The following is a 15,190-nucleotide window of genomic DNA, read 5'->3' on the forward strand; positions in this document are numbered from 1 at the left end:
CTGGAATTAATGCATGAACGAGTTTTCAATCCTGTGTCGCGTCCTCGGTTCGCTCTACTATCGTCAGCCGCAGGATCCACTGCTGGTGCCGCTGTTCACCCTGATTAAAGAAGGCAAACTGGCCGCCAGCTGGCCGCTGGAGCAGGATGACCTTCTGGCCCGCCTGCAAAAAAGCGTTGATATGGACGTGCTGACCGCCGACTACAACGCCTTGTTTGTCGGTAACGACTGCCGCGTTGCGCCGTTCCGTAGCGCGTGGGTGGAAGGGGCTACGGAAGGCGACGTGCGCACATTCCTCAGCGATCGCGGTATGCCGCTGGCGGAAAGCCCGGCGGATCATTTCGGTACGCTGCTGCTGGCAGCCTCCTGGCTGGAAGATCAATCCACTGAAGATGAGAGTGAAGCCCAGGACATCCTGTTTGCCGAATTTTTACTACCGTGGTGCGATACCTTCCTCGGTAAAGTAGAAGCGCATGCTCAAACGCCATTCTGGCGCACGCTGGCGCAACTGACGCGCGATGCTATCGCGGCCATGTGGGAAGAGTTGCAGGAAGATGAAGTCGAGAAATTGTGATTTAAATCACAAATAAAATGTAATTAAGTGAGAAATGTTGCACATGTTGTGCGGCAGATCTCTTTTGTTTGGTGCGCATCTGTTATGATGCGCGCCATGAGCACACTTCTCGCTATCGCAATCACCACAGGCATCCTCTCCGGGTTATGGGGCTGGGTTGCCGTCTCCTTAGGTTTATTGAGCTGGGCCGGATTTCTTGGCTGTACGGCCTATTTTGCCTGTCCGCAAGGTGGCCTGAAAGGGCTGGGTATTTCGGCCTGCACACTGATAAGCGGTGTGCTCTGGGCGCTGGTGATTATTCACGGCAGCGCGCTGGCACCGCACCTGGAGAGTGTCGGCTATATAATGACCGGCATGGTGGCGTTTTTAATGTGTATCCAGGCGAAGCAGCTTTTATTGTCCTTCGTGCCCGGCACGTTTATTGGAGCCTGCGCGACGTTCGCCGGGCAGGGCGACTATAAACTGGTGGTCCCCTCTGTCATGCTGGGTCTTGTTTTTGGCTATGCCATGAAAAACAGCGGCCTGTGGCTGGCCTCCCGCGCGGCTAAAAAGCGCCTTCCGCTGAACGCGCCCGAATAACAACCCTATGCGTTAAACTAGTATGTCTTCTTCTGCGGCGACCCGTCTCTGACGATGTCGCCCGCATTTCCTTTTTCCGTCCTCACTCATCATTCCCCGCTATAAATTTGCGCAAATATATTCATTTGCTGAATATATTTGTATTAAAGTTTAATATTTTGTGAAAATAATCGATTATTTCGTTAATACGTATTTCTTTCTTTGTTAATAGAGAGTAGTAAAGATAATTAAATGTTCAGTTTTACTTCCGTTTTCAGAAACGTTTTCTGGCAGAGGAGAGTGACCATGAAATTATCTTTTCACGTTTTTTTCGGCGTCCTGGCGGTAATGGCGGTGGGTTTCTCTGTTGACGCTGTCGCAGGCAAGGAAACCACAGGCGGTGTGATCCATTTTCATGGGCAGATTGTCGAATCTCCCTGTGAAGTCACTAACAACAGCCGTGATATTGCGGTGACATGTCAGCGTGAAGGCAAAACCGTGACGCTGCACCGTTCTTTAAGCTATACGGCGCACCAGGAGATCGCTCACGAACTGTTTGACGCGGCATCGCTGAAATACCTTAACCCGGAACGGACGCTCGCCATCTATACCATTGAGTACCGTTAGCATAGCGGCGCGCTCCTGCCTTTTCGCAGGACGCGCATTTCTCCCGGCAGCGAAGTAAGATAAAGTAAACGCTACCGATGCCAGCAGGAGAAAATTATGCAATCACGCATTCAGGTTATCCGGGGAGACATCACGACCATGCAGGTGGATGTCATCGTTAATGCGGCCAACGCTTCTCTGATGGGCGGCGGCGGTGTGGATGGCGCTATCCACCGCGCGGCCGGGCCTGCATTGCTGGACGCCTGCAAAGTGGTGCGCCAGCAGCAGGGAGAGTGCGCGCCGGGCCATGCGGTGATTACCCTGGCCGGTAACCTTCCGGCAAAAGCGGTCATTCATACCGTGGGACCCGTCTGGCGCGGGGGAGATCACAACGAAGCGCGACTGCTGGAAGATGCGTACCGCAACAGTTTGCAACTCGCCCGCGACAACGATTTTCACTCCATCGCTTTCCCTGCTATCAGTACGAGTATTTACGGTTATCCGAAAGCGGCTGCCGCCGAAATCGCAATTAATGCCGTTTCGGATTACATTACCCGGCGTCCTCAGCCAGAGCAGATATACTTTGTCTGTTATGATGAGGAAAATGCAGGACTTTATGAGCGATTACTCACCCGGCAGGGAGACGAGCCAGTCGCATAATACGCGACTGGGGCGAGCAATCGCCCCGGCCCGTGCGGCGCATCCTGACCTTTGTGGTCTTTTACCCCTTGATGATAGCCTTGACGCCTTTGCTGCCCGTTACCGGCTGGCGCAAATGGCGGAACGGACTCTGGATGTGCAGTACTATATCTGGGAGGACGATATGTCCGGACGCCTGCTGTTTCGCGTGCTGGTTGAAGCGGCGGAGCGGGGCGTTAAGGTGCGGCTTCTACTGGATGACAACAATACGGTCGGGCTTGATGATACGCTGCGCCTTCTGGACGCCCACCACAATATCGAAGTGCGTCTGTTCAACTCCTTTTCCTTTCGCACGCTGCGTATCCTCGGATATCTGACGGATTTCGCGCGCCTTAACCGCCGGATGCACAACAAAAGTTTTACCGTCGATGGTGAAGTGACCATTATTGGTGGCAGAAACGTGGGCGATGCCTATTTTGGTGCGGGCAAGGAGCCGTTATTTACCGATCTCGACGTTATGGCGCTGGGCGACGTGGTTCAGGATGTGGCGGAGGATTTTCAGCGTTACTGGGAGTGTAAATCGGTCTCGACACTCCAGCAGGTGCTGGATATTTCGGAAGAGGATATTACCCGACGGGTAGAGATCCCCGATGAATGGCTTAATGACAAATACGCCCAGCAGTACCTGCACAAGCTCAAAACCACCTCCTTCGTTTCTCGCCTGGAGGCTGGCACGCTTCCTTTGCTCTGGGCGCATACCCGTCTTCTGAGTGACGATCCGCGGAAAGGGCAGGGGAAAGCCCGCAAGCGCACGCTGCTGCCCCAGCGTCTGATGAACGTGATGGGGGCACCGGAAAAGCAGATTGATATTATCTCTTCTTATTTTGTGCCCGGCCGCGCGGGGGTGGCGATGATCCTGCAAATGGTCCGCCGGGGCGTTAAAGTCGCGATTCTGACCAACTCGCTGGCCGCCAACGACGTGGCGGTGGTCCATGCGGGTTACGCCCGCTGGCGTAAAAAACTACTGCGTCATGGCGTGGCACTTTTCGAGCTAAAGCCGACAAGCAGGCCGACGCCGGGCCTGCACGATAGCGGACTTACCGGTAACTCCGGCTCCAGCCTGCATGCCAAAACCTTCAGCGTGGATGGCGGCAAAGTGTTTATCGGCTCGTTTAATTTCGATCCGCGTTCAGCGATGCTGAACACCGAAATGGGCTTTGTGATCGACAGCGAGCCGCTGGCGCAGAAGATCCATCACAATTTTCTGAAGAGCCAGCGTCACGCCGCCTGGCAACTCAAACTCGATCGCTGGGGACGGATTAACTGGATCGAAGAGCGGGATGGGGAGACTATCGTGCTGAAAAAGGAGCCGAATTCACGCTTGCTGAAGCGGTTATTGGTGCGTCTGGTTTACCGTCTGCCGGTGGAGTGGCTGCTGTAATTTGAGTCGCCCCCTCAGGCGAGGGGGCGGGGTGTTATCTGGCGGTAACCGGCGGTTTATCCTGCTTCGTCTGCGGCTTGCCTGAGAACAGGAAACGCAGGAGCGGAATACGCAGGTGAATTTCATAAAGCACCAGCGCGCAGCCCACCACAAATACCAGTCCGGTAAAGAAGCCCAGCGTATTAGAGCTGATGTGCGGCGTAATATACGCGCCGAAAAACAGCGTTAACGGGTGATGTACCAGGTAAATAAAGAGTGATGCGTTAACGAAATAGGTCACCCGCGCCGACTGGAAATTGAGCAGCCGGTGTCCGAAGGAAAAGACCACGTTCACCATCCACAGGCCAAATACCATCGTAATGACCGACTCGGTTTCATACATCCAGGCGTCACCGCTGCCGTAGCGCTGATTGAGTAAATAGGCGGCAAATCCTGCAATCGCGCCGAGCATGCACCACGGCGAAGGCGTCGTGAAAAGATCCTTCAGGCGGGGGTTAATAAAGGCCAGCGCGCCGAGCACAAAGAAAGGGATATAAAACAGGGTCTGCATGACCACGAAGTTAAACAGGCCGTCGCTAAGAATTGGCGAGTAAATAATTAGCAACGTACGACGCAGGGCGGCGTAAGCAATACCAAGCAGTAAAAAGATCAGCGTCAGTTTGCCGAGCGTCAGGCTGGCGAACAGGACGCCATCCTGCTGTTCCTGCCGCTTGCGAAGCACGCTAAACAGCCACAGCCCCGCGGTGGTCAGGATGGTCAGAACCAGTAAAAACCACAGGTGCGAAGTCAGCTCCCAGACCAGGGTATTATACTTTTCATACAATGAGAGCGTGTGCCAGGTTTCGGTTTTACCTTTCACATATTGCAGCATCATAAACTGCGGCAGCGTTAATAAAGGTATGGCGGTGAGCATAGGAATACCGACGCGCTCGACACGAACTTTCCACCATTTTTTTAATGGATAGCGTAAAAATAACATGTATGAAAAATAACCGGAAATAACAAAGAAAACCTGCATCCGGAAGGAATGAATAAAATCGTTAAACAGGGTAAGCCACCATGACGCCTCGGCACTATTTACGTGCCAGGTATGGCTGGAATAGATTAACGAGATATGAAAGGGGATCCCCAAAAGCATCAACCATGCGCGAATGGAATCGAGGAAATATTCACGTTGTGCGGGTACTTTACTCATATAATTGTTTGCATTCTCAGACTTTTCGTCTTATCACCAGACGCGATAATGTTAACATCCGCTGCAACCCTACACCAAGTCCGAAAAGCTGTCTCCAGGATAAGCACGTAAAGTGCAAAAGGTCGCTGACGGTTGCTTAAACCCTAAGCCGCTAGCTGAACAAAATGGGGATTATGTTGTCGGATTGCCAGAGTTTCCATTAAAATGGATCGGATCGATTTAAGCACACAAAGGGGGAAGTGCTTACTTATTATGAAAAATAAATCACAGATGATGAAAATGCGCTGGTTAGGCGTAGCCATAACGTTGTCCCTGTGCACCTCATCTGCATGGGCGTTCTCCATTGATGATGTGGCAAAGCAGGCACAGTCACTGGCAGGTAAAGGCTATGAGGCTCCTAAAAGCAATCTGCCCTCCGTCTTCCGCGACATGAAATATGCGGATTATCAGCAGATTCAGTTCAACCACGACAAGGCTTACTGGGGCAAGATTAAGACTCCATTCAAGCTCGAATTTTATCATCAGGGGATGTACTTTGACACGCCGGTGGCCATCAACGAAGTGACCTCCAACGCCGTGCGTAAGATCAAATACAGCCCGGACTACTTCAATTTTGGCAATGTTCAGCACGATAAAGACACCGTAAAAGATCTGGGCTTTGCAGGTTTTAAAGTGCTTTACCCGGTTAACAGTAAAGACAAGAACGACGAGATCGTCAGCATGCTTGGCGCAAGCTACTTCCGCGTACTGGGGCAGGGTCAGGTTTACGGCCTTTCCGCCCGTGGTCTGGCGATTGACACCGCGCTGCCGTCAGGCGAAGAGTTCCCGCGTTTTCGTGAGTTCTGGATTGAACGTCCGAAACCGACTGACAAGCGCCTGAATATCTATGCACTGCTGGATTCTCCGCGTGCCACCGGCGCTTACCGCTTCACCATTATGCCAGGCCGCGATACCGTCGTTGACGTACAGTCGAAAGTGTATCTGCGTGATAAAGTCGGCAAGCTTGGCGTCGCGCCGCTGACCAGCATGTTCCTCTTCGGGCCGAACCAGCCCTCTCCAACCACCAACTTCCGCCCTGAACTGCATGACTCCAACGGTCTGTCGATTCATGCTGGTAACGGTGAATGGATCTGGCGTCCGCTTAATAACCCGAAACATCTGGGTGTGAGCAGCTACGCGATGGAAAACCCTCAGGGCTTCGGTCTGTTACAGCGTGGCCGCCAGTTTAGTCGCTATGAAGATCTCGACGACCGTTACGATCTGCGTCCAAGCGCCTGGATTACGCCGAAAGGCGAGTGGGGCAAAGGCAAAGTTGAGCTGGTCGAAATTCCGACCAATGATGAAACCAACGATAATATCGTGGCCTACTGGACGCCGGATCAGCTGCCTGAAGCCGGTAAAGAGATGAATTTCAGCTACACCATCACCTTCAGCCGCGATGAAGACAAGCTGCACGCGCCGGATAACGCGTACGTGACGCAGACTCGCCGCTCGGCTGGTGACGTTAAACAATCTAATCTGATCCGTCAGGCGGACGGTACGCTGGCCTTCGTGATTGATTTCGCCGGTCCGGATATGAAAAAACTGCCTGCGGATACCCCGGTCACTGCGCAAACCAGTATCGGTGACAACGGCGAAATCGTTGAGAACAGCGTACGCTATAATCCTGTCACCAAAGGATGGCGTCTGACGCTGCGCACTAAAATCAAAGATCCTAAGCAGACCACTGAGATGCGCGCCGCGCTGGTTAACGCTGACCAGACGCTGAGTGAAACCTGGAGCTATCAGCTACCTGCCAATGAATAATACAACGAAGTATATCGACGCTCTGCCGCTTACGGATGCTGAAAAAGCGGCACTTCCTGCCGATATGGATATCCGCGCAGTCCATGAAGCGCTTGATGCCGATCATCAGCGATTCGAGCCTGAAGATGACGCTCCGCTGGGGTCAGTCAAGTCACGTCTGGAACACAGCTGGCCGGAGTCACTGCACAACGATCAGCTGATCAAAGACGATATGGGCCGCACGCAGTTGCACGCGATGCCAAAGGCGAAGCGTTCCTCAATGTTTCCCGACCCGTGGCGTACCAACCCGGTTGGCCGTTTCTGGGACCGCCTGCGCGGTCGTGAAAAACAGCCGCGTTATCTTTCCCGTCTGACCAAAGAGCAGCAGGTCAGCGAACAACAGTGGCGTTTGATGGGGACGATTCGTCGCTATATTCTGCTGGTGTTAACGCTGGCGCAAACCGTAGTGGCAACCTGGTATATGAAAACCATCCTGCCATACCAGGGCTGGGCGCTGATCAATCCGGGCGACATGATGGGTCAGGATTTACTGGTCTCCTTCATGCAGCTTCTGCCGTATATCCTGCAAACCGGGATCCTGATCCTGTTTGCGGTGCTGTTCTGCTGGGTCTCTGCGGGCTTCTGGACCGCGCTGATGGGCTTTCTGCAACTGCTTATCGGGAAGGATAAATACAGTATATCCGCCTCAACGACCGGCAATGAGCCGCTCAATCCCGAGCACCGTACGGCGCTGATCATGCCAATCTGCAACGAAGATGTGGATCGTGTTTTCGCCGGACTACGGGCAACCTGGGAGTCGGTGAAAGCCACGGGTCAGCAGCAGCACTTTGACGTTTACATCCTCAGCGACAGCTACAATCCGGATATCTGCGTTTCCGAGCAGAAAGCCTGGATGGAGCTTATCGCGGAAGTGCAGGGCGAAGGGCAGATCTTCTATCGCCGTCGTCGCCGCCGCGTGAAGCGCAAAAGCGGTAACATTGACGACTTCTGCCGCCGCTGGGGCAGCCAGTACAGCTATATGGTGGTGCTGGATGCGGACTCGGTGATGACGGGGGAATGTCTGACCGGTCTCGTGCGTCTGATGGAAGCGAATCCTAACGCGGGTATCATCCAGTCGTCGCCGAAAGCCTCCGGCATGGACACGCTATACGCGCGCTGCCAGCAATTTGCCACTCGCGTCTACGGTCCGCTGTTTACCGCCGGTCTGCACTTCTGGCAGCTGGGTGAATCGCACTACTGGGGGCATAACGCCATTATTCGCGTGAAGCCGTTCATTGAGCACTGTGCGCTGGCACCGCTGCCGGGCGAGGGCTCTTTTGCCGGATCGATTCTGTCGCATGACTTCGTGGAAGCCGCGCTGATGCGCCGTGCGGGCTGGGGCGTGTGGATTGCCTACGATCTGCCGGGCTCTTATGAAGAGTTGCCGCCAAACCTGCTGGACGAGCTGAAACGCGACCGTCGCTGGTGTCACGGCAACCTGATGAACTTCCGCCTGTTCCTGGTGAAAGGGATGCACCCGGTTCACCGTGCGGTATTCTTAACCGGCGTCATGTCCTATCTCTCCGCGCCGCTGTGGTTTATGTTCCTCGCGCTTTCGACGGCCTTGCAGGTGGTACACGCCCTGACGGAGCCGCAATATTTCCTTCAGCCGCGTCAGCTGTTCCCGGTATGGCCGCAGTGGCGTCCGGAGCTGGCGATTGCGCTGTTTGCGTCGACGATGGTACTGCTGTTCCTGCCGAAACTGCTCAGTATCATTCTGGTGTGGTGTAAAGGGCCGAAAGAGTACGGCGGTTTTATTCGCGTCACGCTCTCCCTGCTGCTGGAAGTGCTGTTCTCAGTGCTGCTGGCTCCGGTCCGTATGCTGTTCCACACCGTCTTCGTGGTCAGCGCGTTCCTCGGCTGGGAAGTGGTCTGGAATTCACCGCAGCGTGATGATGACTCAACCTCATGGGTAGAAGCGTTTAAGCGTCATGGCTCGCAAATGCTGCTCGGTTTGGTGTGGGCAGTAGGTATGGCCTGGCTGGACCTGCGTTTTCTGTTCTGGCTGGCACCGATCGTTTTCTCGCTGATCCTCTCGCCGTTTGTTTCGGTCATTTCCAGCCGTTCGACGGTGGGGCTACGCACTAAGCGCTGGAAACTGTTCCTGATCCCGGAAGAGTACTCACCGCCGCAGGTGCTGATCGATACCGACCGCTTCCTGGAGCTGAATATCCAGCGCTCGCTGAAAGATGGCTTTATGCATGCGGTATTCAACCCGTCCTTCAACGCACTAGCCACGGCGATGGCGACAGGGCGTCACGGTAAGGGGAACATCCTTGAAATTGCCCGCGACCGCCATGTTGAGCAGGCGCTGAACGAGACGCCGGAAAAACTTAGCCGCGACCGTCGTCTGGTGCTGCTGAGCGATCCGGTGACGATGTCACGGCTGCATTACCGCGTGTGGAGTTCGCCAGAACGCTACTCTTCATGGGTGAGTTCGTATCAGCAACTGGCGCTAAACCCGCTGGCGCTGAAGATAAAATCATCCAGTTAAGGCAGGGTAAACACAGCACTATGGTGCGTAGGCCGGGTAAGCGAAGCGTCACCCGGCATTACAAGGCACCAAACCATAGATACTGTTATCCGTTCAATACCGGCCTCAGGCCGGTATTTTTTTAGGGCAGGGGAAAATCATGAGAATGGTACTGGTCGTAGCGATGTCGATAATGCTGTGCGGCTGCGGCAGTGTTATCAGCCGTACCATTCCCGGACAGGGGCATGGTAATCAGTATTATCCTGGCGTGCAGTGGGACGTGCGTGATTCCAGCTGGCGCTGGCTGACCGTTCTGGATCTGCCGTTTTCTCTAATTTTTGATACGCTGCTATTACCGCTGGATGCCAGTCACGGGCCCTATGAATAACAGGCCCGTGATCGGCGGCAAGGTTAGACGTTAATCACGAATATCCCATTCGTCAGCCGCTGCCTGGCCTTCTTCGGTATCCAGCGGCGGCGCGAGCTGAAACTCGCCGTCATCCCACTCATGCAGCGTATTTTCTTCCAGCCACTCCTGACGAAGTTCGATTTCGTCATAGTCGTCGTCGAATACGCTTTGCGCTGCCTCTCCACTGAGGACAGGCAGACATTCACCGTTCTCACCCTCCTCGGCGAAGAATTCGGCTTGCCACATGATGTCGCCATCCTGTAACACATACTTCTGGATGCTTAACTGCTGAATGTTGGCCTCTTCCTCTTCAACACCGGGGGTATTGGCAAGAAACTCTTCGCGCGCCGCATCAATGGCTTCTTCGAGTGTGGCATACATAGTCATTGGTATCTCCCTGTGATTCGACGTGTTGTTCAGGGAAAGAATAGCTGAATATTGGCCAGTGCAAGGTTGAACAGCAAAAAATCATCCACATCGCGTATGACCTGGCGAAAAACCCGCTTAATCAACCGGTTGTTCAGGTGCCCGGGCAGGACGTCGGCGACGCAGACTGAAGGTCGAGTAGATAACGTTAAATAACACCACGCCAGCGGTCACCAGGAAGACAGCACGGAAGCCATAGCTGGCGGATACGGCCGCACCAATCAGCGGACCGGTGACGTTGCCGATATCGCGGAATGACTGGTTATAGCTAAAAATACGCCCGGCGATTTGATTGGTGGAGTTATACACCAGCAGCGTTTGTACGGCGGGCAACAGCGCGCCATCGGCGGCACCGAGCAGAAAGCGTAAAATACCGAGCTGGAGCGGCGTTTGCACAAATGACATCGGGATCAACAGCAGTACCGAAACGACGAGTGCCGCAATCAGGATTTTCTCCGGGCCGATGCGATCACCCAATTTACCTAAACGGGGAGCGCTTAACAGCGCCGCCACGCCGGGCACAGAGGCGATCATCCCGCTGATAAACGCGATGTTGCTGACGTTGCCTGCCAGCTCGCGCACGTAAAGCGTCAGAATTGGCGCAATGGAACCGGTAGCGACCTGAATAATCAGGGTGGTGATAAACAGACTCAGCACCAGCCGGGGGCTTTTCAGTGAGGCAATGACCTGGCGGGCATTGAGCATCTCTTTTTTCGCTACCGGGACAAATTGTTCGTGAATACAAAACAGCGTGAGCAGGAAACACAAAAACAGCACGCCAGCGGTCATAAAGAACACCGGGCGCAGGCCGTAGCTGTCGGCGAGCAGGCCGCCCACCAGAGGGCCTAACAGCGCGCCGCTGACCGCCCCCGTGGAAAGTGTGCCCAGCGCCCAGCCGCTTTTATTACGAGGGATTTGCGTGGCTATCAGCGCGTTCGCATTCGGGATGAAGCCGCCGAGCAGCCCGAGCAGCGCCCGCAGGATCAAAAACTGCCAGATGTTTTGCGCCATTCCCATCAGCATCATTACTATCGCCATGCCGAGGGCAGAACGCAGCAGCATAATTTTGCGTCCTTTACGGTCGGCGAGGCCACCCCACAGCGGCGAGGCAAAGGCGGAGAACAGGAAGGTGATACTGAAGACCAGTCCCGACCACATATTCAGTGCGCTGTGATCGGTGATGCCGAGTTGTTCGACGTAGAGTGGCAGGAAGGGCATGACCAGGCTAAACGCGGCACCCGTTAAAAAACAGCCAAACCAGGTGACCGTAAGATTACGTTTCCAGTTGATCGGGGTATCTGAAGAGGCCATAGGCTCCCGCAATGCAGCACAGAATAAACTAAGTTTAGCTAAAAATATGATAAGCCCGCTAATTATGCGCCCGGCCACGGGGAGCTGCAAACGGGATAGCTTTTAAAGCTTAGAATGGGGGCTGGCGGGTGGATTGAGCGCAGGCCCGGCAAGCTTGCGCCGCCGGGCAGGTCGGGTAAAAGCCTGGCATCCCGGCATCAATAACGGGAAGGCACACCCTGAGGACGCGTTTTAAAACGACGATGCAGCCACATATACTGCTCGGGGGCCATCATGATGCACTTCTCGACGATCTTGTTCATCCACGCGGCGGTCGTTTCGGCGCTATCCAGAGGGGGATCGCATTCCGGCTCAAGCGCGATAAGTTCATAACCTTTGCCATCGGGTTTACGACGCGGCACGAACGGCGCAATGCAGGCTTTGGAGGTGCGGGCCAGCATCCAGGTCCCGGAAGTAGACGCTGCCTGCTCTACCGCAAAAAACGGCACGAACACGCTGGTGCGCGGGCCGTAATCATGATCGGGAGCATACCAAATTACATCGCAGTTTTTCAGCGCGCGGATCATGCCTTTTACGTCTTTGCGGTCGATCATATCTTTATTGGAGCGCATCCGCCCCCAGGTCTGCAACCAGTCCAGCACCGGGTTATCATTAGGACGATAAACGCCAATGCCCGGAAGATGCATGCCAAAAATACGCGCGCCCATTTCCAGGGTCAGAAAATGGACGCCGATCAGTAAGATCCCGCGACCCTGCGCGATTTGCTCCTTAATCGCATCCATGCCGCGCTCCTCGGTCCAGCGTGCCATCCGGCGATCCGACCAGAACCAGGCCATGCCGGTCTCAAGCAAGCCCATGCCAACAGATTCGAAATTTTTATGCACCATCTCGTCGCGCTGCGTCTGGCTCATCTCAGGAAAACAGAGCTCCAGATTACGCGCGGCAATTTTTACCCGACGTTTCATAACGCGTTGTGCCAGATGACCAAGACCATGTCCAAGGCGATAAAGAACCGGGTAGGGTAGCTGCACGACCAGCCATAACATGCCAATGCCCAGCCAGGTTAACCAGTATCGCGGATGAAGCAGCGCCACGGTGAATTTTGGTAAATGCGTCATGTCATTCCTGTAATTAAATTTACAACTGGCTCTATTGTCGCACTTTTTTATCTGATGCCAACATTTTACGCGACGAAGTGAGTAGTAAAACAGCAGTTGTGGATTGTAAGTTTTGTAGATGATGCAAATGTAGCTAAAAATGTGGGGATGTAAATTGACAGTTATTGCTATATGATGCCGCCCGCTTATCTTTTTTATTCATGATTGCAGGAACGTACACCATGCCAGTGTTACACAACCGCATTTCGAATGAAGAACTGAAGGCGCGGATGCTGGCCGAGACCGAACCGCGCACGACGATCTCATTCTATAAATATTTCACCATTGCCGATCCCAAAGCGACGCGCGACGCGCTGTATACTGCCCTGACTGAGCTCAACGTCTTTGGCCGTATTTACCTGGCGCACGAAGGGATTAATGCCCAAATCAGTATTCCGCAAAGCAAAACCGACGCGCTGCGGGCGCTGCTGGAGAATGTCGATCCTGCGCTTCAGGGGCTGCGCCTTAATATTGCCCTCGACGATGACGGTAAATCATTCTGGGTGCTGCGCCTGAAAGTGCGCGAACGTATTGTCGCCGACGGAATTGAAGACGCCAGTTTTGATGCCAGCGATGTCGGTGACTACCTTAAAGCCGCCGAAGTTAACGCCCTGCTCGACGATCCGGACGCCCTGTTTATCGATATGCGCAACCACTACGAATATGAAGTGGGGCACTTTGAAAACGCGCTGGAAATCCCTGCTGATACCTTCCGTGAGCAGTTGCCGAAAGCGGTGGAAATGATGCAGGAGCATAAAGACAAAAAAATTGTCATGTATTGCACCGGCGGGATCCGCTGCGAAAAAGCCAGCGCCTGGATGAAACATAACGGTTTTAACAAAGTCTCGCACATTGAAGGTGGCATTATTGAATACGCGCGCCGGGCGCGTGAACAGGGATTGCCGGTACGGTTTATCGGTAAAAACTTTGTCTTTGACGAGCGGATGGGCGAGCGCATTTCCGATGATATCATTGCCCATTGCCACCAGTGCGGCGCGCCCTGTGACAGCCATACCAACTGCCTGAACGACGGGTGCCATCTGCTGTTTATTCAGTGCCCGAGCTGTACAGAAAAGTATTCCGGATGTTGCAGTGAAGCGTGCCAGACGGAGAGGGCATTGCCTGAAGAGCAACAGCGCCAGCTACGCGCGGGGCGTGAAAACGGTAATAAGATCTTCAATAAGTCCCGGGGGCGTCTGAACACTAAACTGGGTATTCCCGACCCGGAATAACACGTAGCCCGGCAGCCTGAACTGCCGGGCTAATCATTACTTCTGCTGTACGCCTTCCACCGAAATAATCAGCTCTACATCCTGCGATGCCGGGCCGAGATCGGTCTTAATATTAAACTCTTTCAGGCTGATTTTACCTGCCGCCTCAAAACCGGCGCGTTTGCCGCCCCATGGATCGTCACCCTGACCGATCATCTTCGCCTTCAGCGTCACGGGTTTAGTCACCCCGTTCAGCGTCAAATCACCGGTCACATCCAGCGCATCGCCGTCGGCTTTAACCGCGGTCGATTTAAATGTCGCCTGCGGGAATTTTGCCGCATTCAGAAAATCGGCGCTGCGCAGATGTTTATCGCGCTCTGCATGGTTGGTATCCACGCTGTTGGTATTCAGCGTCACGTTAACTTTATCGGCAGACGGGTTCTTCTCATCAAAAGTAAACGTACCGTCGAAGTCGCGGAAGGTGCCGTACAGCCAGCTATAACCGAGATGCTGAATGCGGAAATTGACGAAGGCGTGCTGGCCTTCTTTATCAATTTTATAATCTGCGGCAATGGCTGAACCAGCGGTCAGCAGCAGACTTCCCAGTAACAATCCTTGCAGGCTTTTTTTCATATTACGCTCCAGAGTCAGGGGACGATTTTCCCAGCATGCGGCGCAGGGTATCGTCTTTATCGATGAAATGGTGTTTGAGGGCGGCAAGCGCGTGCAGGACGGACAGGACCACCACGCTCCATGCCAGCCATAAATGCAGATTGCCCGCCAGATCGGCCTGTACGCCCGCGTCGGTCAGCGTGGCAGGAACGTCGAAAAGGCCAAAGACGCTGATCGGTTGACCGTCAGCCGTGGAGATCAGATAACCGCTAATCACGATGGCAAACAGCAGCAGGTAAAGCGCAATATGGGCCAGCACTGCGCTGATGCGAGTAAGTTTTGAGTAGTGGCTCAAGGCTGCCGGAGTCGGGGAAACGGTGCGCCAGATCAGGCGAACCACCAGCGTAAGCATCAATATAATACCGATGCTTTTATGCAACTCAGGCGCTTTGTGATACCAGCCGTCGTAGTAGCTGAGCGTGACCATCCACAGTCCCAGGGCAAACATTCCATAGACCGCGATAGCCACCAGCCAGTGCAACGCAATTGAAACAAATCCGTAGCGATGTGAGGAATTACGCAGGTTCATACCCGGTATCTCGTAACTGAATTAAGAGTGCTTACAATGATGGGCGATAAACTATATTGCAACATCAAATTAGCATAATTTTATAACTATTTTAACTTATTCAGTAATATTGAATAAAAGTAAGTTTTTAGTTCAGGATGTTCG

The 15,190-nt window shown here is 53.8% G+C and carries 15 protein-coding genes; 9 read left to right on the forward strand and 6 right to left on the reverse strand.

Annotated elements, in window-relative coordinates:
• Positions 1 to 13: 13 nt before the first annotated feature.
• The 5 genes from INT84_RS03995 (at position 14) to INT84_RS04015 (ending at position 3,818) form a co-directional block, all read left to right on the forward strand.
• Positions 14 to 574, forward strand: a complete 561-nt coding sequence (locus INT84_RS03995; RefSeq protein WP_194205713.1) for a molecular chaperone — start codon at positions 14 to 16, stop codon at positions 572 to 574.
• Positions 575 to 670: 96 nt separating this feature from the next.
• Positions 671 to 1,153: a DUF1097 domain-containing protein gene (locus INT84_RS04000; protein ID WP_194205714.1), complete on the forward strand. Its 483-nt coding sequence runs from the start codon at positions 671 to 673 to the stop codon at positions 1,151 to 1,153.
• Between the two features lie 285 nt (positions 1,154 to 1,438).
• Positions 1,439 to 1,759 (forward strand): type 1 fimbrial protein, encoded by a 321-nt coding sequence (locus tag INT84_RS04005; RefSeq protein WP_194205715.1) that lies wholly within the window; start codon positions 1,439 to 1,441, stop codon positions 1,757 to 1,759.
• A 96-nt stretch (positions 1,760 to 1,855) separates the two neighbouring features.
• Positions 1,856 to 2,398, forward strand: coding sequence for an O-acetyl-ADP-ribose deacetylase (gene ymdB, locus INT84_RS04010; protein WP_194205716.1), 543 nt, complete (start codon positions 1,856 to 1,858; stop codon positions 2,396 to 2,398).
• Entirely contained in the window at positions 2,331 to 3,818 is a 1,488-nt protein-coding gene (locus INT84_RS04015; protein ID WP_194205717.1) for a phospholipase D family protein, read from the forward strand. Before ymdB ends, INT84_RS04015 begins: the two co-directional genes overlap by 68 nt.
• Before the next feature lie 34 nt (positions 3,819 to 3,852).
• On the opposite strand, the gene mdoC is transcribed toward INT84_RS04015, so the two are convergent.
• Positions 3,853 to 5,013, reverse strand: a complete 1,161-nt coding sequence (gene mdoC / locus INT84_RS04020) for a glucans biosynthesis protein MdoC (RefSeq protein ID WP_194205718.1) — start codon at positions 5,011 to 5,013, stop codon at positions 3,853 to 3,855.
• A gap of 270 nt (positions 5,014 to 5,283) precedes the next feature.
• Between mdoC and mdoG the strand changes: the two genes are divergently transcribed.
• The 3 genes from mdoG (at position 5,284) to INT84_RS04035 (ending at position 9,719) form a co-directional block, all read left to right on the forward strand.
• A complete protein-coding gene (mdoG, locus tag INT84_RS04025) occupies positions 5,284 to 6,819 on the forward strand; it encodes a glucans biosynthesis protein MdoG (protein ID WP_228065920.1) in 1,536 nt (511 codons plus the stop codon).
• A complete protein-coding gene (gene mdoH / locus INT84_RS04030) occupies positions 6,812 to 9,352 on the forward strand; it encodes a glucans biosynthesis glucosyltransferase MdoH (protein WP_194205720.1) in 2,541 nt (846 codons plus the stop codon). Before mdoG ends, mdoH begins: the two co-directional genes overlap by 8 nt.
• 139 nt (positions 9,353 to 9,491) lie before the next feature.
• Positions 9,492 to 9,719, forward strand: a complete 228-nt coding sequence (locus tag INT84_RS04035; RefSeq protein ID WP_194205721.1) for a YceK/YidQ family lipoprotein — start codon at positions 9,492 to 9,494, stop codon at positions 9,717 to 9,719.
• 30 nt (positions 9,720 to 9,749) lie between these two features.
• Here the strand turns inward: INT84_RS04035 and INT84_RS04040 are convergent, their stop codons facing one another.
• From INT84_RS04040 to INT84_RS04050, 3 genes are all read right to left on the reverse strand, one after another.
• Complete coding sequence (locus INT84_RS04040) at positions 9,750 to 10,127, reverse strand: MysB family protein (protein WP_194205722.1); 378 nt, start codon at positions 10,125 to 10,127, stop codon at positions 9,750 to 9,752.
• A 117-nt stretch (positions 10,128 to 10,244) separates the two neighbouring features.
• Positions 10,245 to 11,477 (reverse strand): multidrug efflux MFS transporter MdtG, encoded by a 1,233-nt coding sequence (gene mdtG, locus INT84_RS04045; RefSeq protein ID WP_194205723.1) that lies wholly within the window; start codon positions 11,475 to 11,477, stop codon positions 10,245 to 10,247.
• 197 nt (positions 11,478 to 11,674) lie between these two features.
• Positions 11,675 to 12,595, reverse strand: coding sequence for a Kdo(2)-lipid IV(A) acyltransferase (locus tag INT84_RS04050; protein WP_176917817.1), 921 nt, complete (start codon positions 12,593 to 12,595; stop codon positions 11,675 to 11,677).
• 221 nt (positions 12,596 to 12,816) lie between these two features.
• Here INT84_RS04050 and INT84_RS04055 point away from each other — a divergent pair, with 221 nt between their 5' ends.
• Positions 12,817 to 13,866, forward strand: a complete 1,050-nt coding sequence (locus tag INT84_RS04055; protein ID WP_194205724.1) for a rhodanese-related sulfurtransferase — start codon at positions 12,817 to 12,819, stop codon at positions 13,864 to 13,866.
• 36 nt (positions 13,867 to 13,902) lie between these two features.
• Here the strand turns inward: INT84_RS04055 and INT84_RS04060 are convergent, their stop codons facing one another.
• The gene (locus tag INT84_RS04060; RefSeq protein ID WP_194205725.1) at positions 13,903 to 14,478 is read right to left on the reverse strand and encodes a YceI family protein; all 576 of its coding nucleotides are present in this window, start codon (positions 14,476 to 14,478) and stop codon (positions 13,903 to 13,905) included.
• A gap of 1 nt (position 14,479) precedes the next feature.
• Positions 14,480 to 15,046 carry a cytochrome b gene (locus INT84_RS04065; protein WP_194205726.1) on the reverse strand — a complete coding sequence of 189 codons (567 nt, stop codon included), beginning with the start codon at positions 15,044 to 15,046 and terminating at the stop codon, positions 14,480 to 14,482.
• Between the last annotated feature and the right edge of the window lie 144 nt (positions 15,047 to 15,190).

It is taken from the genome of Superficieibacter sp. 1612_C1, assembly GCF_015234305.1.
Lineage (GTDB): Bacteria > Pseudomonadota > Gammaproteobacteria > Enterobacterales > Enterobacteriaceae > Superficieibacter.